Source organism: Steroidobacter agaridevorans (genome assembly GCF_009932555.1).
Taxonomy (GTDB): domain Bacteria; phylum Pseudomonadota; class Gammaproteobacteria; order Steroidobacterales; family Steroidobacteraceae; genus Steroidobacter; species Steroidobacter agaridevorans.
Map to the genome: position 1 here is coordinate 275,307 of NZ_BLJO01000008.1, position 20,249 is coordinate 295,555.

Consider the following 20,249-nt stretch of genomic DNA (forward strand, 5'->3'; position numbering starts at 1 on the left):
AGGACCCGCCTTGGCACACTGCGTCCCATTCCAACCGTCACGGAACCTCGACATGACCCGCTCAATGGCGTTGGCTGCTTTCCTTGCCACCTTCATCTGCTTGCCCGCGCTCGGAGCCGAAACCCGGCACACCATCATCCTCGGCGGCAACAAGGCCGGCATGCAGGTAACCAACGTCGCTGCCGACGGTACCCGCGAGGTCTCGTACGAATTCACCGACCGTGGCCGTGGGCCAAAGATCAGCGCTCGGATCAAGGTCAACGAAGCCGGGTTGCCTGTAGCTGTGCAGGCTAGCGGCAACGACTATCTCAAGGTGCCGGTGAAGGAGACGTTCACGCTCGAACAGGGCGTGGCGCGATGGAAGAACGATGCGGAGAGCGGCGAGAAGAAGCTCACCGCGCCGGCGTTCTATGTCAGCCTGCACAGCGTCCCCGAAGAAGGCGCGCTGCTCGCCAACGCCTTGTTGAAAGCGGACGGGCAAAAGTTGGCGCTGCTGCCGGAAGGGCAGGCGACGCTCCAACGTGGCGATGAGGTGACGCTGAAGTCTGCCTCTGGCACGCGTCGGGTGACGAGTTACGAAATCTCCGGTCTCGGCTTCGCGCCGGAAACCATCTGGCTGGATCAGAACGGCGCGTTCTTCGCAGCTGTGAGCAGTTGGTCGTCCTTCATCCTCGAGGGCTGGGAATCGAGCGTCCCGGAACTCATGGAATTGCAGGACAAGCGCTCCAGCGCGCGCACACAGGAGAGCGCGCGTGCGTTGACGCGGACGCCGAAGGGGCCGCTCGCGATCGTCAATGCCAATCTGTTCGACTCGCAGACCGGTAAATCTATTCCGGGCTCAACTGTGCTGATCGAAGGCAACCGCATCAAGGCGGTCGGCCTCGATGGCAAGGTCGCCATTCCCGCTGGCGCCGAGCGGATCGACGCTCGCGGGCGGGCGCTATTGCCGGGCCTGGCGGACATGCACGTGCATCTCAGTGAGCACGAGGGTGTGCAGCACCTCGCGGCCGGTGTGACGATGGTTCGTGACATGGCCAACGATCCTGATGCGCTGCTCGGGTTCAAACGTCGCTTCGATGCGGGCGAGGAAGTGGGTCCGCGCATCTTCATGTCCGGCATCATGGAAGGCCCCGGACCGTTTGCCGGCCCGACGAAGGTGCTCGTCGACAACGAAGCGAAGGCGCGCGAGGCCGTCGACAACTACGCGAAGCAAGGCTATCAGGGCGTGAAGATCTACAGCTCCGTCAAGCCGGAGCTGGTGCCCGTCATCGCCAGGCTTGCGCACGAGAAAGGATTGCACGTCGGCGGTCACGTGCCTGCGTACATGACCGCGCGCCAGTTCATCGAAGCGGGCGCGGAGGAGATCCAGCACATCAATTTCGTTTTCCTGAATTTCTTCTTCGATGAAGTGCAGGACACGCGCACGCCCGCACGCTTCACCACGGTGGCGCAGCGTGCGTCGAAGTTGGATCTCAACTCGGCCGAAGTACGCTCCTTCGTGCAGTTGATGAAGGACAAGCATGTCGTGCTCGATCCTACCGTCACCGTGTTCAACACGATGATGACCCGGCAGCCCGGCACCGTCGGCCCGGGTTATGCGCCGATCGCGGGCCGGTTGCCGCCGCAAATCCGTCGCTCGCTGCTCTCGGGCGGCTTGCCGATTCCGAAAGGCAGCGAGCAGCAGTATCAAGACTCGGCCGATGCGTTGCTACGAATGATCAAGCTGCTCTACGACTCGGGCATCACGCTGGTGGCCGGCACCGACGACCTGGCGGGTTTTACCTTGCATCGTGAATTGGAGTTGTATGTGCAGGCGGGTATATCGGCGCCCGAAACATTGCGTATCGCGACATTGAATGCCGCGAAAGTACTCGAGCGCGATGCCGACCTGGGCACGATCGCCCCTGGCAAATTTGCGGACATGATCCTGGTCGATGGCGACCCGGCGCGACGGATCAGCGATATCAGAAATACCGACCTGGTCGTGAAAGACGGCAAAGTTTACGAAGTCGACGCGCTCTATCGCAGCATCGGCGTGCTGCCGCGCTGAAGGCGGAACCGGCCCGGCGTCAAGTCCGTTTCTTTGCTAACTCACAGGGTACATGGATGTGCCCCGCCGCCAGAGGCGGCGAGCGGAGAGGAAAAACCACGCTTTTTCCTCGCAGCATGACCGTCGTGACAGGAGTCCGATCGGTCATTTTGTATGTGGCCTCTAAGCGAGGGGCGGGAGTTGGCAATGTCGACGTTGAGGAACAATTTGTTGATGGCCGCGACGATCGGACTGATGGCGCTCGGCGGCTGCGCCACGACCGGCGGCAGCTTGAGCAGCTCGGCAAGTCGATTGGAGCGCAATGCGTATGCTCTCCACGACGAGGCGCGGGATGACGATGCGCGTTCGGGATTCCAGCGCGATGCCAGCGAGCTGGCAGAAGAGGCGCGTGAATTTCGTCGCACCGTCGAGGATCGCAGTTCTTCGAAAGAAGATGTGCGGGAGGCTTTCAGCGACGTGTCGAAGCGCTATCATGCGATGAGAGACGAGGTGGAGCGCTCGCAGAGCCGGGAAGCGGAACAGGAGTTTCGACCGGTCACCGAGGCGTACCTGGACGTGGAGCGTGAGATGCGCTCACGTGACGATCGAGATCGTTACGCGAGCGACGACTGATTCGGAGCAGGATATCCGTAACCGTGTAACTGGTCTGGTCTGTGTAACGGCGCTGGCGGCGCCCGTGGCCGCCAGCGCCGATTCCATGCGCTGTGGCAAATGGGTCGTCAGCGAGTCCGTGACGGTGGGCGAGTTGCTCAGCAAATGCGGCGAGCCGCAAAGCCGGAACGTCACCAAGGACGACGTTTACATGACCACCGTCAACGGCACGCGTGTGAAGACGGAAAGGCAGACGGTGACGGAGCGGTGGATCTATCGGAATTCGTCGCGATCCTTGCCGATGCTCGTCGTCATCGTGGATGGCAAGATCGTCAGCCTGACGCGCGCTGACAGCTGATCGTTGTTTTCTGCTGAAGTGCGGCCGGGCTGCATTGCCCGGCCGCGCGAAACTCACATCGATCGAACGATCACTCGGTCTTGCCGGCCAGCTTGTTGCAGTTCTGCACGTCGCGCGCGCTCATGTCGCGGCCGCGGCTCGCGTAAGACGTGAGCTTGCCCAACGTTTCCGCCACTTTGCGGCATTCCTTCATGTACGAGTCCAGGCTGCCGCGACGGTCGCCCTTGCCCTCGCACTTGTCGGCTTCACAGCGCCACGTCACGCCGGAGATTTCGGTTTCGGTCGCAGCCGACACCGGCGTCGCGAGCGTCGCCTGGGCGAGGTACGAAGGGGCCGCCGCCGAAACCAGGTTGCTCGTCGCCAGAGTGCAGACCGCAATCGCACTCGCCATCGCCAACATACGCATCGTCAAATCTCCTCGGTACATAACAGGTACGTTTGAACCGGGCGCACTGTATGCAGCGCAGGAAGACGAGCCAATGCATTTTTCAGCACGAGTGAAATGCCTCGCGCTCAGGAATGAGCTGCGCGTTTTGTGATGCACACGCGCGCGCTAAATGTTTCTTTGCTGTAGGGAAGCGGCCTTTTATGAGCTGTTTTTATCGAACCGCAGGCACATGATGCACGGATTCGCGGCGTTTGTGAAGAATGATGAAAGAAAGATTAGCTCTGCAAGCTGGAGTTACAAGCCGTGCGCAAAATTCGGCGATCGGCGACAGCGCGGAGCGTGCGTCAGAGAACCGACGCGATCGTTACCAGTGCAAAGAAACGTTGGCCAGTGTAACGATATATATCGGCGAGGAGGCGAGCCGGAGATTGCCTCCGGCTCGCCTCGGTGCGGATCAGGTGTTGGGCATATCGCTGAACAGCTCGGCCTGGTTCGGCTCCGAGCTCTTCGGCTGCTTCTGGTCTTCTTTGACGTTGCGATAGCGGATCACGCCGAACACCATCTCTTCCCAGGTCTGCTCGCCCCAGGTGACTTCGCGGTTCGGGTCCGGGTTCGCCTTGTTCTGCACCGAGTTGTCGAACACCTGCGTGTAGACGACGCGGGTGCCGGCCGGGACGGTCAGCGGCTTAGCGAGGTCGTAGGTCGACTGCCAATTGAAGTCATACGTCGGAATGTTGATCAGCGTTTCTTCACGCCCATCCGGATAGTGCGCGACGAAGCTCGAGGACTTGCCTCGGAAGTGAGCGTGCGGATGCAGGCTGAAGATGACCGCGTCCTGATCGAACTTACGCTCGGCCTTCTCGACGTGATACTTGGTGTTCGGCGGAATCTTCAGCTTGGCGTTGACGAAGATCATGCTGCGGAAGTTGTACTTCGGCGGCTCTTTCATGAAGTACAGGCCCATGCGGGTCACGTCCGTGAGCACCTGGCCGTTCGGCGTGTAGTGCACCTGGAAATGCAGCTTCGACTTCGCTGGCAGCAGAATGCCGTTGTCCTTCGGCACCTGCAGCGGCTGCGCGCCGGGCACGTAGTTGTTCAAGCTGATATTGCCGCGAGTCTCGCCGCCCGCCGACGCGATGATGTGATGGAGCACCGCGCGCTGACCCGGCAGGAAGTCGACGGCCCGCACCCAAACGTCATGATCGAGCGGGTTGTCGAGCTTGATGTTCTGATACGGGATCGTGCCCGTTGCTGGTGTCGTGAACGGCGGCAGCTCGATCACCAGGTCCGGCTCGCCCAGTTCCCACTTCGGCCAATCCTTCTTTTGCGACAACAGCGGATCGGCGCCTGCGCCGCGCGGCGAGCCCGCTTCGATCCAGTGGACCAGCGTCTTCGCTTGCGCCGGGCTCAGGCCGCGATCGTTGCTGAACACCCCGTAGTGCGGATCGGCATGCCAGGGCGGCATGCGCTGCGTGCGCACGACTTCGCGAATCATCGGCGAGAAGCCGCGGATCATGTCGTAGTTGGTCATCTGCCAGGGGCCGATGCCGCCCTGGCGATGGCACACGACGCACTTGTCCATGAGGATCGGCGCGACTTCCTTTTCATAGGAAATGTTGGCGTGCGCGCTGCGCTTGTCGCGCTCGGGCATCTTGATCGCGCAGCCCTTGGCGGCAGTGGCGGCGGGTGCAGGCTTGCCGGCCATCACCGCATCGATCGCGCCGGCGACGCCACTGGCATCGCCACGGTAGGCGATCTTCCAGCCTTTCGGATTCAGGACCAGCACTTCGCCGTTGCTGACCAGGTTCAGCGATTCGCCGACCAGCTGCGTGCCGTCGAGCATGATGGGCAGCTTGATACCGGCCTGAGTGGCTTCTTTGCCGACCGCTTGCAGCGAATCGCTCAGGTTCGAATTGATCGCCAGGAACGTCACGCCCTGCGATTCATATTTGCCTTGCAGGGCCTGCACGGTCGTGACTGCCTGGCGGGACGCGTCACAGCCGTTGCCCTGCGCGAGCAGCACCACGGCTTTCATGTCGGAAAGATAGTAGAGCTCGTGGGAGACGCCCTGATGATCCGTCAGGCGAAAATTGTCCGCGACGCCGGCCGCGGCCAGCACATGCGGACTCAGCAGGAATGACGACAGCAGGATCCCGGCACGATGAAGGTTGCGCATGTGAATTCCGTTTAACCGATTGGCCGACAAAGTGAATTGGGCGCAGTTAGTGTGCGTTGGAGCGTGCGCTCTGTCCACGCGCGAGCGGGGTCAAATCGGCGCGTGCGACGCCTTCTTAATAAATCTTGTGCGTGTCCTGCGACGGGGTCGTGTTGACGTATCGATACAATTCGGCGACAGCTGCGTTCTACGTCACAAATCGACGAGGTGGGGGATGAACAAGGGATTGCCGATCGGCCTTGCCGTTGCGCTTGCAGTGGCAGCCATGACGGCGCACTCGGCGGACGGCGCCAACCGCCGCTATCAGGCGCCGCGACTCGCGGACGGCACGCCTGACCTGCAAGGTGTGTGGACCAATCAAACGGCGACACCGATGGAGCGCGCGGTCGAGCTCGGGACGCGTCGTGCATTCACCGATGCAGAGGCGGCGGCAATCAGCAAAGCAGCGATCGCCGCGGTGGAAGCCGACGCCCAGCCCAGCGATCCGGACAAGAAGATCGAAGCGGCCGCGTCGTTGCCGCCGGTCGGCAATTACAACTTGTTCTGGACCGATCGCGGCATGAGCGTGGCGCAGATCGACGGAGAGTATCGAACCTCTATGATCATCGAGCCGCTCAACGGCCGTGTGCCGCCGCTCACGGAGGCTGCGCGGAAGCGGATGGACGCGACGAAGATCGGTCGTTCCAATGACGGGCCGGAAGGGCGGGCACTCGGCGAGCGATGTTTGCTGTCGTTCGGCTACTCGTCGGGGCCGCCGATGCTGCCGGTCATGTACAACAGCTACTACCAGATCGTGCAGTCGCCAGGCTACGTGATGATCCTGGTCGAAATGGTTCACGACGCGCGTATCATCCGCATCGATGACGAGCATGTGCCGGGCTCGGTGCGGAAGTGGATGGGCGATTCGGTGGGGCGCTGGGAGGGCGACACGCTCGTCGTCCAGACGCGCAACTTCCGCCAGGAGCAGAGTTTCCGGGGCTCCTCGGAGCAGGCGGTGATCACGGAAAGATTTACGCGCGTCGCGGACGACAAGATCGTGTATCGCTTCACGGTCGACGATCCGGCGACGTTCACCGAGCGCATCACCGGTGAGCTGCCGTTCGTCCCGGCAGACGGGAACATCTACGAGTATGCTTGCCACGAGGGCAACTACGCGTTGCCGGGAATCCTGTCCGGGGCGCGCGAAGAAGAGAAGGCTGCGGCGGCGAAGTAATGCATCAACTCCATCGAGTCTGGCGATCCCTGTTCCTGGCAGCGGGCGCGCTGCTGCTTTCCTCGGCGGCGTTCGCGAGCGATGTCGTTACTCGCGAGTTCAAATCGAACGCGCTCGGCCGGGAGTGGAAGTACGAGGTCTATTTGCCCACCGGCTACGAGACGTCGCGGTTGAGCTATCCCGTGCTGTATCTCCTTCACGGCAATGGGGGCTCCGGTCGGGACTGGGTCGACAAGGGGAAGGTTCAGTCCGTTGCCGATGGCTTGATCGCAAGCGGCGACATGCCCCCGGCGGTAATTGTGATGCCCGACGCGGGCGTGACGTGGTATGTCGATCGCAAGGAGAAGATGGAAACGGCGGTGCTTCGCGATCTGTTTCCTGAGGTCGAAAAGACCCTGCGTGTGTTGCGAACCAGAGAAGGGCGATTGATCGGCGGCTTGTCGATGGGTGGCTACGGATCGCTGCGCTTCGTCCTGAAGTATCCAGAGATGTTCGCGGCCGCCGCGCTGTTGTCGCCCGCGATTTATGCACCGCTGCCGCCGCCGAATTCGAGTGCTCGAAAGGTTGGGACGTTCGGCGAGCCGGCCTTCGATGAGCAGGTGTGGACGAGCTTGAACTATCCGTCGCTGTGGCAGGGCTACCTGGCGAAGAAGATGCCGGTGCCGATGTATATCAACTCCGGCGACGACGATGAGTTCATGATCGAGGCCGATGCGACGAAGTTATATTCGCTGCTCAGAGCGAATCGGCAGCCGGCGGAATTGCGCATCGTCGATGGCGCGCACAATTGGGGCGTGTGGGGCGGCACGCTCGGCGACGCGATGAAGTACGTGTTCCGTTATTCCGCGAAGCCGGTATCGGCGGAATAGAGAACTCCAGATTGGACGTGCCCTCGTATCACACGAGTTGCTCCTGGATACGCCCGGCCAGGTACTTCCGCACCATCTCCAGGGCGGCTTCGAACTCTTCGGACATCTGCGCTGTGTTGTTGTTCATGATCCCGATGGGCTTGCTCAGTTTTGACGAATGGAGCGTTACCAGCCCGAAGAGCTTGTTATAAGAGGCCGAATCGATTTCGCTCCACTGAAGTGCGATCGCGCCGTAACGGCGGTTCTCAATCTCGACGCCAGCATCGGAGACACGGAAGGTCGTAAACAGCGATTCCCAGTGCTGGGTCATGACCCACAACAGCCTGCCAAAGAGCGCAACTATCAAGATTACGGGTAGCGCCAGCGGATCAAATCGACCCTTGAATAGCTCAGTGGCAATCACCCACGAAAGCACAGCCACGATGACGGCGATAGCAGGCATGCCAAGGCCAAGAGCAACGATGGCGATTGGTTTTGAGATGCGTATTTGAACGTCAGCCATGCGAAGCTCAGCGCCGGATCAGAATACGTGCAGTCCGCGTGCCGACATGAAGCGACGTCACGTTGCCGGGTGACGCTTCGATGTGACGCAATCCGGCGCCACAGTCAAGCTCGGCTCTCGCTTTCTATTAAACTGTCGCGTGACCTGTCCCACCGGTAGATCATCGTCGCTCCGGGCATCGAGTACTTCTGCCCGCCCTGGAACTCCGGTCAGTGTCGCGCATGGAGCCAGCGAGATCGGTGGGCAAGGAGAAGTACGAGACGATGTGAACTTCACGCTGAACAGCGGCTTGCTGTGAGATTGCATCAGTTGTCCCAAACCACACTCCAGCTGAGTTGCCAACTGTTAAATTCTAAGCTTGCCCCTGGCTTCTTGAAGCGAGAATACATTGCCTTCCGTGTCCGAGGCCTCCGCAACCACAACGCCGGGAGCGACCTCTGAAGCTGCCGACACGATGATGCCGCCTGCATCTGTGACTGAGGCGCACGCTGCCCCAAGCTCGCTGACTACGAAGTGAAGGCCAACGCGACCGCCTTCATGACCTGGATTCGCGAACAGCCCGATGCGAACTCCTGCTACGTTAAGGGAGGACCAATGCGGCGAAGTCCATGTCGTCGCCGCCCCCAATACCCTTGAATAGAACCTTACGGCGCGATCCATGTCTGCGACATTCAAGCTCAGGAATGTCTCGGCAACTTTGAAGTCCATGTGCACTGCGCGCCCTCGAAGGCGAGTTAGCTGATCACTGCCGGCGTTACAACACCGCTTGGCAAAGGCACGGCCACGAAGAAGTGGCGCACTGATCGGTACTCTTCTGGAAAGGCCCAGTCCCAGCTGTTTACGAGCGCTGCACCTTCAGGCCATGGCTCGTTGTCCAAGAGAGCCTCCGCTCCGACCGTTTTTCGATCGAACGAGGCAACGAAGACGCGAACCCAATGCATGCCGGGCGACACCGAGTTCACGAAGAGCTCTTGCAGCTGCGGCATGAATTCTGGGTAGGTAGTCACTTTGGATCCACTCGAGTGCACCAATAGCGGCCCATCACATATCTGCCACGCACTGTTTCTTCCTGGCCAATGCAGCCACTCCGTGGGAGTCGACTCACAGGAATGGTCGGCTAGAGCCGCGAGCAAGACATGAAACGACCCCAGAAGGAATTTGCCGAAGGCGTCTTTTTCCGCTGCTGAGCGATCGGAGCCCAACCCAGCCATGGATTCAATGATGCAGCGAGGTGCGATCCGAGCTGAATGAGCGACGATATCAAGTTGGATGATCTTGGAGTGCGCGTTGTCAGGACCATCAAAGACGCGAGGTTCGAGCGCCAGATCCGAGTCGAGCAGGCGCACGCAGCCGCCGTCGATGGTGCTCGCAATGCTGTGCGCCTCAAGAGCTGAATGCAGTAGTTCGACGACAGGCATGGGTCTCCTTTCGCTGGCGTAGCTGATAACTCGGCGACGCGATTTATCTAAGTTATCGCCTCAATATGGATAGCCAATTTCGCTAGCTTCTGCATAGACGGAGTTCACAGCGGCGTCCGGATTGAGCGCGCGAATGACCGAGTCGTTGAGTGGCTGATGAGAGAACAGTGCCGCTACGGCATTCAGCGATACTGGAATCTCATAGTAGCCCTCAGCCCACTCCTTGTAAGCGGATGCGTCCGAGACGACCAGTTTCAGCATGTCATCGGAACCGTCATCGGTTAGTGCGCTGCTCACCTTGCTCCAAGATGAATCGTTGGTTCGTCGCCAATAGCAGAAAGTTGCCTGCTGCATCGAGAATGCGGGCTCGCTCAGGAACGATGCGAAGTCTGGTGGAACCTGCGCCTGGATGTTCTGTGGAAGCAAGAGGTCATCGGCAAGCTCGTGGGCGAAGCCTTTGATCGCCGCTCCAGTGGCGTCGATCAACAAGAACCAGTCATCGCCCTCGCCAGTGCGCATTGACGCCATCTCTTCGCCCGGCCCCCATCCGCTGTTGAAGCTGTAGTAGCGATACTCCCATTCGGGGCACAGGATCGCATCCAGCATCGCAAGCGACTGGGTGATGCGTCGGATTTCCAGGATGGATGGTAGAAGATCAGGTGACATCTCGATGTGGCCTGGCGTCCCTTACGCCCGAGCCAGCGCGCTCTGATACCTCGCGTACACGAAGTAAACGACGATGCCGATCGCGTTCCAGATCACGAACGTCAACTTCGTCACTCCCGGCAAGCTCACAAACAAATACGCGCAGCCCACGATCGCCGCCCATGCAACGATCGTGTACGCCGGCGTGCGGAACGGGCGTGGCGCGTTCGGTGCTTGTTTCCTGAGCACGAGCATGCACACGGCCACTGCGATGAAGGCCACCAGCGTTCCGGCATTGGCGACTTCGGCGATTCGTTGCAGCGGCAGGAAACCGGCGATGATTGCGACGATCACACCCGTGACCATCGTCATCAGGGCCGGGGTGCCCGACTTCTCATTGACGACGCTCAAGCGCTGAGGGAGCAGCCCATCGCGGGCCATCACGAAGAAGATGCGCGACTGGCCGTACATGAACGCCATGATCACCGTGGGCAACGCGATGATGGCCGCGAGACCGATGAATTTCGCCGCGACCGGATGATCCAGATTGCGTAACACCATGGCGAGCGGCTCGCCGCTGGCCGCCAGCGCATCGGTGCGCGAGCCGCCGATCGCAGCGGTTGCGACGACCATATAGATGAATGTGCAAGCGATCATCGAGCCGATGATGCCGATCTTCAGATCCCGTCCCGGATCCTTCGCTTCCTCGGCCGCGGTCGAGACCGCGTCGAAGCCATAGAATGCAAAGAAGATCACCGCCGCGGCGCCCATCATGCCGTACTTGGCGCCTTCGATTTCCGTCGCGCCGAAGCCGTGTGGCGCGAACGGCTCGAAGTTGCCTGCATCGAACGCCGGAATCGCCAGCGCGACGAACGTCGCGAGCGCGACCAGTTTCACGAACACGAGGATCAGGTTGACTGTCGCGCTCTCACGCGAGCCCAGTGCGAGCAATCCGGCAACCGCCAAGGCGATCACGATCGCGGGTACGTTGATCACGCCGCCTGCGGCGGGGCCGGCGAGCAAGGCGTCGGGAACGCCGATGCCCAACGCCTGGATGAAGCCGCTGGCATAGCCGGACCAACCGACCGCGACGACGCTGCAGACGACCGTGTATTCGAGGATCAATGTCCAGCCCACGAACCATGCCGGCAACTCGCCGAGCGCCACATAGCTGTAGGTGTAGGCGCTGCCGGCCATGGGCATCATCGTCGACATCTCGGTGTACGCCAGCGCCGCGCAGGCGCAGACCAGGCCGGCGACGACGAACGAGATGATGACCGCCGGGCCCGCGAGCCCCGCGCCGACGCCGATCAGCGTATAGATGCCGGTGCCGACGATGCCGCCGATGCCCAGGCTGATCAAATGCAGCCAACCGAGCGTGGGCCGCAGCGCGCTGTGCGATTGCCGGGCGCTGACGGACTCGAGACTCTTGCGGCGGTTCCAGAAGGACATGGCGCTCCCCGTTGTTCCTGTCATCGTATTGTAAAGGCATAGCCCACCGGCCATCACGCGGGCTGCTGCTATGATTGCGCCGCTATGGCCTCAGTACACAACCAGGATTATTCGGACCCCTTGATCGTGATGGCGCTGCCGCTGGAGAGCCAGGGCGTGTTCGAGCGCGCCGGCATCCCGGTGTTGTATACCGGTATCGGCAAGGTGAATGCGACATATAGCCTGACGCGGCGACTGTCCGAATACGTGCGCGCCGGGGTGCCCATGCCGCAAGTCATCAACTTCGGCACGGTGGGCAGCCGCCGTCATCGCACCGGGACGATCCTGGAGTGTCACGCCTTTGTTCAGCGTGACATGGATGTGACGGGCCTCGGTGTGCCGCTCGGAGTCACGCCCTTCGAAGAAATCCCGCCGCGACTGGAATTTCCGCGGCTATTCCCCGAGCTGCCGGGCGGCGAGTGCGGCAGCGGCGACTCGTTCGTCATGAGCGAGATCGCGATGGAATGCGATGTGATGGACATGGAGGCCTACGCGCTCGCCAAGGTCTGCCTGCTCGAGCGCGTCGCGTTCACGTCGGTGAAGTATGTGACCGACGGCGCCGATCACGCCTCGGGCCAGGATTGGAAAACCAATCTCAAGCTCGCGGCGGATCAGTTCCTGGTGTTGTACCGGCGTTTCTTCGGCGACTGATCCGCTCAGGGCGACGTCGTCGCCGGCGCCTGCTTCGCCTTCGGCTTGAACGCGAGCAGCACATTGCCGGGCATCTGCCCGAACAAGCCGTAGCCGGAGCTCACGAACAGCATGCCGTTGGCTGCGACGATGGTCGCGTTGTCGATCGCGCCGCCGCTCGCCGTCACGCCGTTGAATGTATCGAAGCCTCGCGCGGTGTCGAACTTATAAAGTAACTCACCAGTCTTCGCGTCGAACGCGTGCAGGAAACCGTCGAGACTGCCGCTGACCACGGCGCCATCGATCACCGTGGGCGCGCCGGAGAAACCAATGTTGGTCGCGCAGGCTTTCACCAGCTCGGCGCGCTTGCCTGAGCAATCGGGCGTTGCTGTATAGGTCCACTCGACTGCGCCGGTATCTACGCGCACCGCATTCAGACCAGGCTTCTGCGAACCATCTGCCTTCGCGGCGGAGGCATACGGCCGATTGATCGGAGCAAACACGCGCGTGCCGTCGTAGGCCATGCCCCAGTGGATGCCGCCGAGCGGCGAGCCTTCACCGAAATCCTGGCGCCACACCAGCTTGCCATTCCGATCCGGATCGAGCGCCCACACCGTGCCTGACTTCTGGCCGGCGAGTATCACATCGGAGCCGTCGGCACGTTGCGCGACGATCACGGAAGCGCCGAAGTCCACGTCACGATGCACGGAGCTCTTCGGGCAATTCAATCCGTTGCGATTGCGGGCGCAGCCGGTGAGGAAGATGTCGTTCTCGGTGGCCTGGAATGACCAGCGGATCCGGCCGTCTTTCAGGTCGATGGCCAGAATCGCATCTGTCGTCGGCGCGGCGGGTTCGGACGTCGCTTCACCCGTGCCGACGTACAGCACGCCGCGTTTGGCGTCGATGGCGGGCGAGTTCCAGATCGGCGCGCCCGAAGGACCGTAGATCATCTTGCCGTCGCCGCGATCGCGCACGGGCTTGGCTTCTTCCATCGTGTGCGCGGTCCAGATTGGTTTGCCGGTGATCGCATCGAGTGCGGTGACCGCACCGTGTGTGCGACAACATTCGTGATTGTCGTTGCCGCCGAGCGAAATCTCATATTGAGAGATCGGCACGTAGACGCGATCGCCATGAATCGCCGGCGTGCCGGTGGTCAGCGACAACGGATACAAGCCGACCGCCTGGAGCCACAGCAGCTGGCCGGTGGCGGCGTCGAGCATGTGCACCTTCGACGCCACGTCGCTGAACACGACGACTTTGCGACCGTTCGGCAGCTGGCCGAAGGCGGCGCCGGTCCGCAGTGGTGTTTCATGCGAGTAAACCCACTGCACGCAAGGCGGTCCTGAAATATCGATGGCGAACGCGCGCTGCGCATCGGCGACGGGCAGGAACAGGGTCGTGCCGACGATGGCGGGTTGCGAGCGCATCTGCGTGGCCTTGGGGAAGCCCATGGCCCAGGCGAGCTCGAGATTGCGCATGTCGGCGGTGCGCAGTCCGGCTTGGGCGGCGGTCAGGTGCCGATGATTCTTGGGATCGAAACCGAAGCCGGTGACCGTCGCCGGGGCATCGAGATTGACCTTGCGGCGCTCGGGCGAGCACATCGCCGTGGTGAGCCATTCATCCGAAGTGGCTTCGCGGCCGACCAGATAATCGATCACCGCCGCCTTCTGCGTGGCGCTCAGCGCCGATGCCTGCACCTTCATCTTGCCTTCATTCAAGGCATACAGAATGGTCTGGTAGCGCATCGCCTTGAGCGCATCCAGGGCCGGTGCGCGCGTGGCTTCGGGATGAGCGTGGCAGGCGGCGCAGCTCTGCTCGTAGACAGCCTTGCCGGGATGGGGCGTTTCCATGGCTGCCTGGGCGCGGGCGAGGGCGGCGGAATCGGCAGCAACCGGCGGTTTCGCGCCTTCCTGCGCCTGGGTCGGGCCGCATGACAGGGTGAGTGCCCCTATCAGTACAGTCCATGCTGAATATGCGACAGTCCGAATCGCGGCTTTGGCAAGCATCTTATTGATCCCCCCTTGCAGCCACTATTAGAGTCACGCCCCGGCGCGGCCGCCACATAAGAATTGTGTGGAGCCGTTATGGGCATACCTCCTGCATCTGACGGCGAAGGGAGGAAAATAATGATGAACCGTCTGGTCGCTGCTGTTTCGCTGTTCCTTTGCCTGGCTGCCGGCGCGCTGGGGGCGGAGCGTTCCAGCGATATATCGCTGATTCCCTGGCCGGCCAGCGTGGAGTCGCAGGGCGGCTCGTTGACGCTCGATTCACAGACCCAGATCGTCTACGGCGATGCGCGGGCGCGGGCTGTTGCGCACTACTTTGGTGAGCTGATCGAGCGCACGCGCGGTTTACGCCCCGTGATCGTTCAGGGGTCGGCCGGGGAGGCGCCGAAGCGATCCGTTGTCTTTGCATTGGGCGGTAGTCCGCCTGGCGCGGGGCCGGAAGCCTACCAGCTCGACGTTTCCTCCAAAGCTGCCCTGATCTCGGCGACGGATCCCCGTGGCTTGTTCAACGGTGCAGTGACGCTGTGGCAGCTGGCCACCCAGCAGTCGACGGTCGTGCAGGAGGTTCGTATTCCTGGCATCCGGATCGTCGACCAGCCGCGCATGCGCTGGCGCGGCCTGCTGCTGGATTCCGCGAGCCAGTACCAGTCGGTGGCGTTCATCAAGCGCTACATCGATTTCATGGCGCTCCACAAGCTCAATGTCCTGCATTGGCATCTGGTCGGCGATCAGGCGTGGCGGCTGCAGATTCCGAAATATCCCAAGCTGACCGGCGGCCTGAGCTCTTATACGGCCGACGATGTGCGCGAGGTGGTGGAGTACGCCGCGACTCGCAACGTGACGGTTGTGCCGGGGCTCGAGATGCCAGGGCATGCGACCGCCGCCGCCACGGCCTATCCGGCGCTGCGTGCGGCCGACTCGCCGGGCGCCGGCATGAATCTCTACAATGTCGAAGAAGAAACATTTGCGTTCTTCGATGCCGTGTTCGCGCACGTCGCCGCGCTGTTCCCGGGCGAATACATCCACATCGGCGCCGGCGACGTTCCCAAGGATCAATGGAAACAATCGACCAGCGTGCAGGCCCGCATGCGCGAGCTGGGCATCGTCAACGAAGTCCGGCTGCAGCGATATTTCTTCGAGCGCATCAGCGAGCTGACGCAGAAACATAAGCGGCGCATCGTCGGCTGGGACGCCATCTTCGGCGGCGGCGTGCCGGCGGACTCGATCATCATGACGGCGCGCGGCCTGGACGGTGCGCTGGGCGCGGTCGCGTCCGGTTATGAAGTGATCGTCTCGTCCGCGACGCTGCTGAGCCTCGATCGTCCGCAGAGTACGGCACCCAACGATCGCGGCAAGTCCGGCGAGATTCTCAGTCTGGGCGATGTGTACCGTTTCGATCCGGCGCCGGCGGCGTTGTCGGCGCAGGATCGCAGTCGTCTGATCGGCGTGCAGGCCAGCGTGTGGACCAGCACCGATGGCAACGAAGAAGCCATCGAGCAGATGACGTTTCCTCGCGCGGCGGCCTTGGCGGAAATCGGCTGGACGCCGTCAGCGGAATTGCGCTGGCCCGATTTTCAACCGCGCATGGTTGCGATGCTGGGGCGCTATTCGCGTCTCGGCGTACGCTACAGCGATGCGGCGTTTCGCGTAATGGCGTTCAAACGCGGCGAATCGGGCGGACGCATCTCGGTCGAGCTCGCCAAGCAAGTGCCGCTCGGAGAGATTCGTTACACCACCAATGGCATGGAGCCGACCGCCAAGTCGTCGGCGTATACAGATGTGTTCCAGGTGCCGCGCGCGACGGTGATCAAGGCGGCGGTGTTCTACAATGGTGACCCGCTGTCCCGGACCACCTCGATCGACGTCAACGCCGACATCGCGGGTGGTCCGATGTAGTCATTCATCAGGCACCGGTCAGCCGGTGCCGTCCTGCTCCGCCGCCTGTGCGACAGACACGGCCGTCGACGTGGCGACGTCGGTGTTGTACATCACACGATAGAGCTTCCAGCCGTGGCCACGATTGCGCCACACGTGCATGTACTTGCCTGCCTCGACATCCGAGCCACGCCGTACATCGCGCACGCGATAGTGACCTTGCTCGATCGCGATGTCGTTGCGGATCAGGCTCATGTCGGCCTCGGTATTGAACGACACCACCGGCGTCATCTGATCCTTGAGAAACGCCGAGATGCCTTCGCGGCCGGTGATCGCCGGGCCATGCTCCGGCAGGATCTGAGCATCGTCATCGAACAACGCCACGGTGGCGTCGAGGTCGTCCGCGTTGAACGCCTGTTCGAACGACTGGACGACGGATTTTGGCAACGATTCGCTGCGCGTGCTGCAGCCCCCCAGCGTGACGCTCATCGCGACAGCTCCGAGCGTCAGCATCGTTCCTGAGAAATTAACTACTCTGTTCATGGTCATCTTTCCCCCACTTCCTTCTGTCACCATGATGCGATCTCTCGCATCCACGAGTGCATCAATGTCACCCGCGAAGAAAAGAATATTCCCGTGTGAGGCAGGCGTCACCACCGGATATCCGATAGCGGCCCGGTCACACGGCTGCAAGATTCCTCTGCCGATCACTGCGCCTCGAAGTGTTTCGGGTTATTCTCAATACGTGGTTGCTGCGAACATCGTGGCATGGATGGCTCGAACGAATGTGCGCCGGCGGGAGGAGCAATTTATGTCCTTGTACGGTCTGTTGGTTTTTTCCGCGATTTATATGCTGGCGGTCGCTACGCCGGGCCCAGGCGTCGCAGCCGTGATCGCGCGTTCGCTGGCGAAAGGCACTCGCGGCGCGCCGGCGTTCATCGCGGGCTTCCTGGTCGGCGATCTCATTTGGTTTGCATTTGCGGCAACGGGGCTTGCGGCGCTCGCTCAGAGCGCGCATGCGGTATTCGTCGTGGTGAAGTACGCGGGCGCAGCATATTTGTTGTATCTCGCGTACAAGCTGTGGACCGCGCCCGCCGCGCCGGTCTCGGATGAGGGGCCTGATATCGAGGTGGGCCAGAAACCGTTTCAGTTGTTCCTGGGTAGTCTGGCGCTGACGCTCGCCAATCCCAAGACCATGATTTTTTTCGTGGCGCTGTTGCCGACGGTCGTGCGGCTCGAAAAGCTGACTCTACTCGGCTTCGCCGAGATGGTCGTGGCGATTTCCATCCTGCTGCCGCTGACGTTGGGCGCCTATGTAGTGCTCGCGGCTCGCGCTCGCCGGGTCTTCAAGAGCGCGACGGCGGTACGCAGAATCAATCGTGGCACGGGGGCCGCGATGGCTTGCGCCGCCGTCGCTGTGGCTACTCGTTAAAACGTGTAGTTGACTCTCCCATAGACGAAGCGGCCGGAGCGGCCGAACGGCGAGTAGTTCGAGAACGACTGCGTGCCGGTGAGATTGTTCTGCGGCGGCAGCGGATCGGGATACTCGTCGGTGATGTTGTCCGCGCCGAACGCGAGCTTGATGTGCTCGGTGATGGCGAGGCGCGCCTCCAGGTCCACCAGCGTCGTTGCCGACAAAGTGAAGTCCAGTGTCGGATTCGGGTCAGGCGACAGCACTTCGCCATAGCGGGTCGCGCGCAGCGTTGCTCCCCAGCCGCCGAGTGTCCAGTTGATCATTGCCGAGAACTTGTTCTCCGGCGTGCCTTCCTCGTAGCTCAATACGTTGAAGCGATTGAATAGGATGGGCGGCGTGGGCAGCGCCGACAGCTGCGGGGTCGTCGGGACTTTAGTGACATCCGTGGAGTTGAAGTTGGCCGTGACCGTGAAGTCGAACCGCCCGGCGGCGTCCGTCGACCAGGGATAGCTCATCACGATGTCCACGCCCTCGGTGGTCGTATCGACGCCGTTGATGAAGAAGCGGCCGCCGCCGATGCCGACGAAACCGAGGCCGGTGAGATAGTTCACGACGTCGGGGGATGTGAGGTTCTCCGACAGCACGATGCGATCTTCGATATCGATGCGATAGGCGTCGACCGTGATCGTCAGGTCGCCTAGGCGCGCGACTGCGCCCAGCGAGTAGTTCAACGACTCCTCCGCATCCAGCGGTTGCGCACCCAGCGCGATCGCCGCCGGGTTGTTCACCGGGAACGTCGCGATGTCGAACGGCAGCCCGCCGATGAAGTTGGTGGAGGTGGTCGAGAAGTACTGCTGCTGCAACGACGGCGCCTTGAAGCCGTTCTGCACCGAGGCGCGCATCGCGAACTGCGGAACGAAGTCATAGCGCAACGACAGCTTGCCCGCGAGGTTCTCGCCGAAGTCCGAATAGCTCTCGCCGCGCAACGCCACCGATGTCAGGAACTTCTCTGTGATGTTTGCTTCCAGGTCGATGTACGCGCCGACAGCGGTGCGGTCTTCGTCGACTTCGTTCTCGGGACGGAAGCCAGGAAACACTTGCGCGCCCGATTGGGTGGGGTTGCCGTTGGCCAGGCGGACGCCGCCGTTGAGATACGAGTTCGGCTCGCCGGCGTGAATGCTGAATGTTTCTCGCCGTGCTTCGACACCGACGGCGATGTTGAGCGGCGAGGCGAGGCCGACGTCGACGGTGCGCACGCCGGAAACGTTCAATGTCAATTGATCGTAGTCGAAGCCGCCGGAATCGAACGTGGTCGGGCTGGCCGTGCCGAGCGAGCGGTTCAACGAGTTCCGCACCTCGTAATCCATTTCGTTGCGACCGTAGGTGAGCGAGGAGTCCATGTCCCATTCGCCGAGCCGCCAGCTCGTGCCGACAGCCGCGGAGATGTCGACGACATCCGGCGCGATCAATGGCAGGAAGCCGTCGGGATAGATCTGGATGGTGTTGCGATCGTCGCCCGCGATTCGATAGAAGCCTGCCGACACGGCGTCGCGATCCTGCCAGCTCGCCCAGCCGTAAATGCTCGCGCCGCTCGCCACTTCGTACTCGGCGTTGACGAACACCGTCTTCTGATCGAGCTCGGGCTCGCCGTACCAGGAGTTGTAGCGGTCGAAAGTCGCTTCACGCGGATCGTATGCGCCATTCACCAGCGGATACTGTCGACGCATGTCGTAACCGCCGCGCTCGGTGTGCTCCTGATCTTTATATTCGGCAGCGATGACCACCGAGCCGGTGGTGCCGATGGGCAAGCCTTTCCAGGCAGACACCGTCAAGGTCTCGCCATCGGACATATCGCGGCTGCGCCTCGGCGGTGAGGAGAAGTTCGCGCCAGGGGGATTGGTGGGCGGACTGCCCACGAGGACGTCATAACTGGTCTCGCGCCATCCATAAATGACACCGGCATCGCCACCCTCGTTGTCGGTGCGCAGTCGCAGGTTGATCACGCCGGCGATCGCGTCCGAGCCGTATTGCGCCGATGCGCCATCTCGGAGCACTTCGACGGACTGGATGATCGCGTTCGGAATGGTGTTCAGGTCGACCGCCGTCGAGCCGCGACCGATGCTGTTGTTGATGTTGATCAACGCGGACTGATGCCGGCGCTTGCCGTTCACCAGCACCAATGTTTGATCCGGCGCGAGGCCGCGCAACGTCGCTGGACGCACCGTATCGGTGCCGTCGTTCAGTCCGGGGCGCGGAAAGTTGAACGAAGGCACGGTGACCGAGAGCGCCTGACTCACTTCGGAGACACCCAGATTTTGCAATTGCTCGCCGCTCACGACGTCGACCGGGACCGCGGTGTCCAGGGCCGAACGATTCGCGACGCGAGTGCCGGTGACGATGACCTGTTCGATCTCTTTATTGCCTTCGCCAGCGGTCTGCGCCATCGCGGGCGCCGTCATCAGTAACAGGGGCAGGCTGGCGGCCAAACGCAAGGAGCCGGAAGCATTGTTGTTCATGAGTAACTCCGGAACGACTGAGGCCAGGGCAGCATGTAATACGCTTGTGATGAAATGGCAACGGGTATGTTGCTTTGCGCGCTCGGCGCCACAGCCGGCGTCGTTCA

At 61.8% G+C, this 20,249-nt stretch carries 18 protein-coding genes; 8 read left to right on the plus strand and 10 right to left on the minus strand.

Features of this window, described 5'->3' with window-relative positions:
* The first annotated feature begins 52 nt into the window (after nucleotides 1–52).
* From GYH35_RS26990 to GYH35_RS27000, 3 genes are all read left to right on the plus strand, one after another.
* Nucleotides 53–2,050: an amidohydrolase family protein gene (locus tag GYH35_RS26990; RefSeq protein ID WP_161830029.1), complete on the plus strand. Its 1,998-nt coding sequence runs from the start codon at nucleotides 53–55 to the stop codon at nucleotides 2,048–2,050.
* Nucleotides 2,051–2,236: 186 nt separating this feature from the next.
* On the plus strand, nucleotides 2,237–2,662 hold the full coding sequence (locus tag GYH35_RS26995) for a hypothetical protein (RefSeq protein ID WP_161813321.1): 426 nt from the start codon (nucleotides 2,237–2,239) through the stop codon (nucleotides 2,660–2,662).
* Complete coding sequence (locus tag GYH35_RS27000; protein ID WP_161813322.1) at nucleotides 2,628–2,999, plus strand: DUF2845 domain-containing protein; 372 nt, start codon at nucleotides 2,628–2,630, stop codon at nucleotides 2,997–2,999. The genes GYH35_RS26995 and GYH35_RS27000 overlap by 35 nt, the downstream gene beginning before the upstream one ends.
* A gap of 70 nt (nucleotides 3,000–3,069) precedes the next feature.
* Here the strand turns inward: GYH35_RS27000 and GYH35_RS27005 are convergent, their stop codons facing one another.
* Both GYH35_RS27005 and GYH35_RS27010 read right to left on the minus strand, forming a co-directional pair.
* Nucleotides 3,070–3,405: a CC_3452 family protein gene (locus GYH35_RS27005; protein WP_161813323.1), complete on the minus strand. Its 336-nt coding sequence runs from the start codon at nucleotides 3,403–3,405 to the stop codon at nucleotides 3,070–3,072.
* A 436-nt stretch (nucleotides 3,406–3,841) separates the two neighbouring features.
* Nucleotides 3,842–5,563 carry a redoxin domain-containing protein gene (locus GYH35_RS27010; RefSeq protein ID WP_161813324.1) on the minus strand — a complete coding sequence of 574 codons (1,722 nt, stop codon included), beginning with the start codon at nucleotides 5,561–5,563 and terminating at the stop codon, nucleotides 3,842–3,844.
* Nucleotides 5,564–5,777: 214 nt separating this feature from the next.
* Between GYH35_RS27010 and GYH35_RS27015 the strand changes: the two genes are divergently transcribed.
* Together GYH35_RS27015 and GYH35_RS27020 are read left to right on the plus strand one after the other, a co-directional pair.
* Nucleotides 5,778–6,776, plus strand: a complete 999-nt coding sequence (locus GYH35_RS27015) for a hypothetical protein (protein WP_161830030.1) — start codon at nucleotides 5,778–5,780, stop codon at nucleotides 6,774–6,776.
* Nucleotides 6,776–7,645 carry an alpha/beta hydrolase gene (locus GYH35_RS27020; protein ID WP_161830031.1) on the plus strand — a complete coding sequence of 290 codons (870 nt, stop codon included), beginning with the start codon at nucleotides 6,776–6,778 and terminating at the stop codon, nucleotides 7,643–7,645. Before GYH35_RS27015 ends, GYH35_RS27020 begins: the two co-directional genes overlap by 1 nt.
* A gap of 28 nt (nucleotides 7,646–7,673) precedes the next feature.
* Here the strand turns inward: GYH35_RS27020 and GYH35_RS27025 are convergent, their stop codons facing one another.
* From GYH35_RS27025 to GYH35_RS27045, 5 genes are all read right to left on the minus strand, one after another.
* A complete protein-coding gene (locus GYH35_RS27025) occupies nucleotides 7,674–8,147 on the minus strand; it encodes a YdbT family protein (protein ID WP_161830032.1) in 474 nt (157 codons plus the stop codon).
* Between the two features lie 345 nt (nucleotides 8,148–8,492).
* A complete protein-coding gene (locus tag GYH35_RS35525) occupies nucleotides 8,493–8,855 on the minus strand; it encodes a VOC family protein (RefSeq protein ID WP_161813328.1) in 363 nt (120 codons plus the stop codon).
* A gap of 26 nt (nucleotides 8,856–8,881) precedes the next feature.
* A complete protein-coding gene (locus GYH35_RS27035) occupies nucleotides 8,882–9,565 on the minus strand; it encodes a DUF6348 family protein (protein ID WP_161813329.1) in 684 nt (227 codons plus the stop codon).
* A gap of 60 nt (nucleotides 9,566–9,625) precedes the next feature.
* On the minus strand, nucleotides 9,626–10,171 hold the full coding sequence (locus GYH35_RS27040) for a hypothetical protein (RefSeq protein ID WP_161830033.1): 546 nt from the start codon (nucleotides 10,169–10,171) through the stop codon (nucleotides 9,626–9,628).
* An 81-nt stretch (nucleotides 10,172–10,252) separates the two neighbouring features.
* Entirely contained in the window at nucleotides 10,253–11,662 is a 1,410-nt protein-coding gene (locus GYH35_RS27045; RefSeq protein WP_161813331.1) for an amino acid permease, read from the minus strand.
* Nucleotides 11,663–11,746: 84 nt separating this feature from the next.
* Between GYH35_RS27045 and GYH35_RS27050 the strand changes: the two genes are divergently transcribed.
* Nucleotides 11,747–12,352 carry a phosphorylase family protein gene (locus GYH35_RS27050; RefSeq protein WP_202624750.1) on the plus strand — a complete coding sequence of 202 codons (606 nt, stop codon included), beginning with the start codon at nucleotides 11,747–11,749 and terminating at the stop codon, nucleotides 12,350–12,352.
* A gap of 5 nt (nucleotides 12,353–12,357) precedes the next feature.
* Here the strand turns inward: GYH35_RS27050 and GYH35_RS27055 are convergent, their stop codons facing one another.
* Entirely contained in the window at nucleotides 12,358–14,337 is a 1,980-nt protein-coding gene (locus tag GYH35_RS27055; RefSeq protein ID WP_161830034.1) for an outer membrane protein assembly factor BamB family protein, read from the minus strand.
* A gap of 120 nt (nucleotides 14,338–14,457) precedes the next feature.
* On the opposite strand from GYH35_RS27055, the gene GYH35_RS27060 reads away from it, so the two are divergent.
* A complete protein-coding gene (locus tag GYH35_RS27060) occupies nucleotides 14,458–16,233 on the plus strand; it encodes a beta-N-acetylhexosaminidase (RefSeq protein ID WP_161830035.1) in 1,776 nt (591 codons plus the stop codon).
* A gap of 18 nt (nucleotides 16,234–16,251) precedes the next feature.
* On the opposite strand, the gene GYH35_RS27065 is transcribed toward GYH35_RS27060, so the two are convergent.
* Nucleotides 16,252–16,755, minus strand: coding sequence for a YybH family protein (locus GYH35_RS27065; protein ID WP_161813334.1), 504 nt, complete (start codon nucleotides 16,753–16,755; stop codon nucleotides 16,252–16,254).
* Nucleotides 16,756–17,023: 268 nt separating this feature from the next.
* On the opposite strand from GYH35_RS27065, the gene GYH35_RS27070 reads away from it, so the two are divergent.
* Nucleotides 17,024–17,644 carry a LysE family translocator gene (locus GYH35_RS27070; protein WP_161830036.1) on the plus strand — a complete coding sequence of 207 codons (621 nt, stop codon included), beginning with the start codon at nucleotides 17,024–17,026 and terminating at the stop codon, nucleotides 17,642–17,644.
* On the opposite strand, the gene GYH35_RS27075 is transcribed toward GYH35_RS27070, so the two are convergent.
* A complete protein-coding gene (locus tag GYH35_RS27075; RefSeq protein ID WP_161830037.1) occupies nucleotides 17,641–20,142 on the minus strand; it encodes a TonB-dependent receptor plug domain-containing protein in 2,502 nt (833 codons plus the stop codon). The genes GYH35_RS27070 and GYH35_RS27075 overlap by 4 nt on opposite strands.
* Nucleotides 20,143–20,249: the final 107 nt, after the last annotated feature.

Excerpts from the sequence above, each read along its gene's own strand:
- GYH35_RS27015 (WP_161830030.1), top strand. The coding sequence starts at position 5,778 with ATGAACAAGGGATTGCCGATCGGCCTTGCCGTTGCGCTTGCAGTGGCA.
- GYH35_RS27045 (WP_161813331.1), bottom strand. The coding sequence starts at position 11,662 with ATGTCCTTCTGGAACCGCCGCAAGAGTCTCGAGTCCGTCAGCGCCCGG.
- GYH35_RS27060 (WP_161830035.1), top strand. The coding sequence starts at position 14,458 with ATGATGAACCGTCTGGTCGCTGCTGTTTCGCTGTTCCTTTGCCTGGCT.
- GYH35_RS27075 (WP_161830037.1), bottom strand. The coding sequence starts at position 20,142 with ATGAACAACAATGCTTCCGGCTCCTTGCGTTTGGCCGCCAGCCTGCCC.
- GYH35_RS26990 (WP_161830029.1), top strand. The coding sequence starts at position 53 with ATGACCCGCTCAATGGCGTTGGCTGCTTTCCTTGCCACCTTCATCTGC.
- GYH35_RS26995 (WP_161813321.1), top strand. The coding sequence starts at position 2,237 with ATGTCGACGTTGAGGAACAATTTGTTGATGGCCGCGACGATCGGACTG.
- GYH35_RS27020 (WP_161830031.1), top strand. The coding sequence starts at position 6,776 with ATGCATCAACTCCATCGAGTCTGGCGATCCCTGTTCCTGGCAGCGGGC.
- GYH35_RS27055 (WP_161830034.1), bottom strand. The coding sequence starts at position 14,337 with ATGCTTGCCAAAGCCGCGATTCGGACTGTCGCATATTCAGCATGGACT.
- GYH35_RS27035 (WP_161813329.1), bottom strand. The coding sequence starts at position 9,565 with ATGCCTGTCGTCGAACTACTGCATTCAGCTCTTGAGGCGCACAGCATT.
- GYH35_RS27050 (WP_202624750.1), top strand. The coding sequence starts at position 11,747 with ATGGCCTCAGTACACAACCAGGATTATTCGGACCCCTTGATCGTGATG.
- GYH35_RS27040 (WP_161830033.1), bottom strand. The coding sequence starts at position 10,171 with ATGCTGGATGCGATCCTGTGCCCCGAATGGGAGTATCGCTACTACAGC.
- GYH35_RS27010 (WP_161813324.1), bottom strand. The coding sequence starts at position 5,563 with ATGCGCAACCTTCATCGTGCCGGGATCCTGCTGTCGTCATTCCTGCTG.
- GYH35_RS27070 (WP_161830036.1), top strand. The coding sequence starts at position 17,024 with ATGTCCTTGTACGGTCTGTTGGTTTTTTCCGCGATTTATATGCTGGCG.
- GYH35_RS27025 (WP_161830032.1), bottom strand. The coding sequence starts at position 8,147 with ATGGCTGACGTTCAAATACGCATCTCAAAACCAATCGCCATCGTTGCT.
- GYH35_RS27005 (WP_161813323.1), bottom strand. The coding sequence starts at position 3,405 with ATGCGTATGTTGGCGATGGCGAGTGCGATTGCGGTCTGCACTCTGGCG.
- GYH35_RS27065 (WP_161813334.1), bottom strand. The coding sequence starts at position 16,755 with ATGAACAGAGTAGTTAATTTCTCAGGAACGATGCTGACGCTCGGAGCT.
- GYH35_RS35525 (WP_161813328.1), bottom strand. The coding sequence starts at position 8,855 with ATGGACTTCAAAGTTGCCGAGACATTCCTGAGCTTGAATGTCGCAGAC.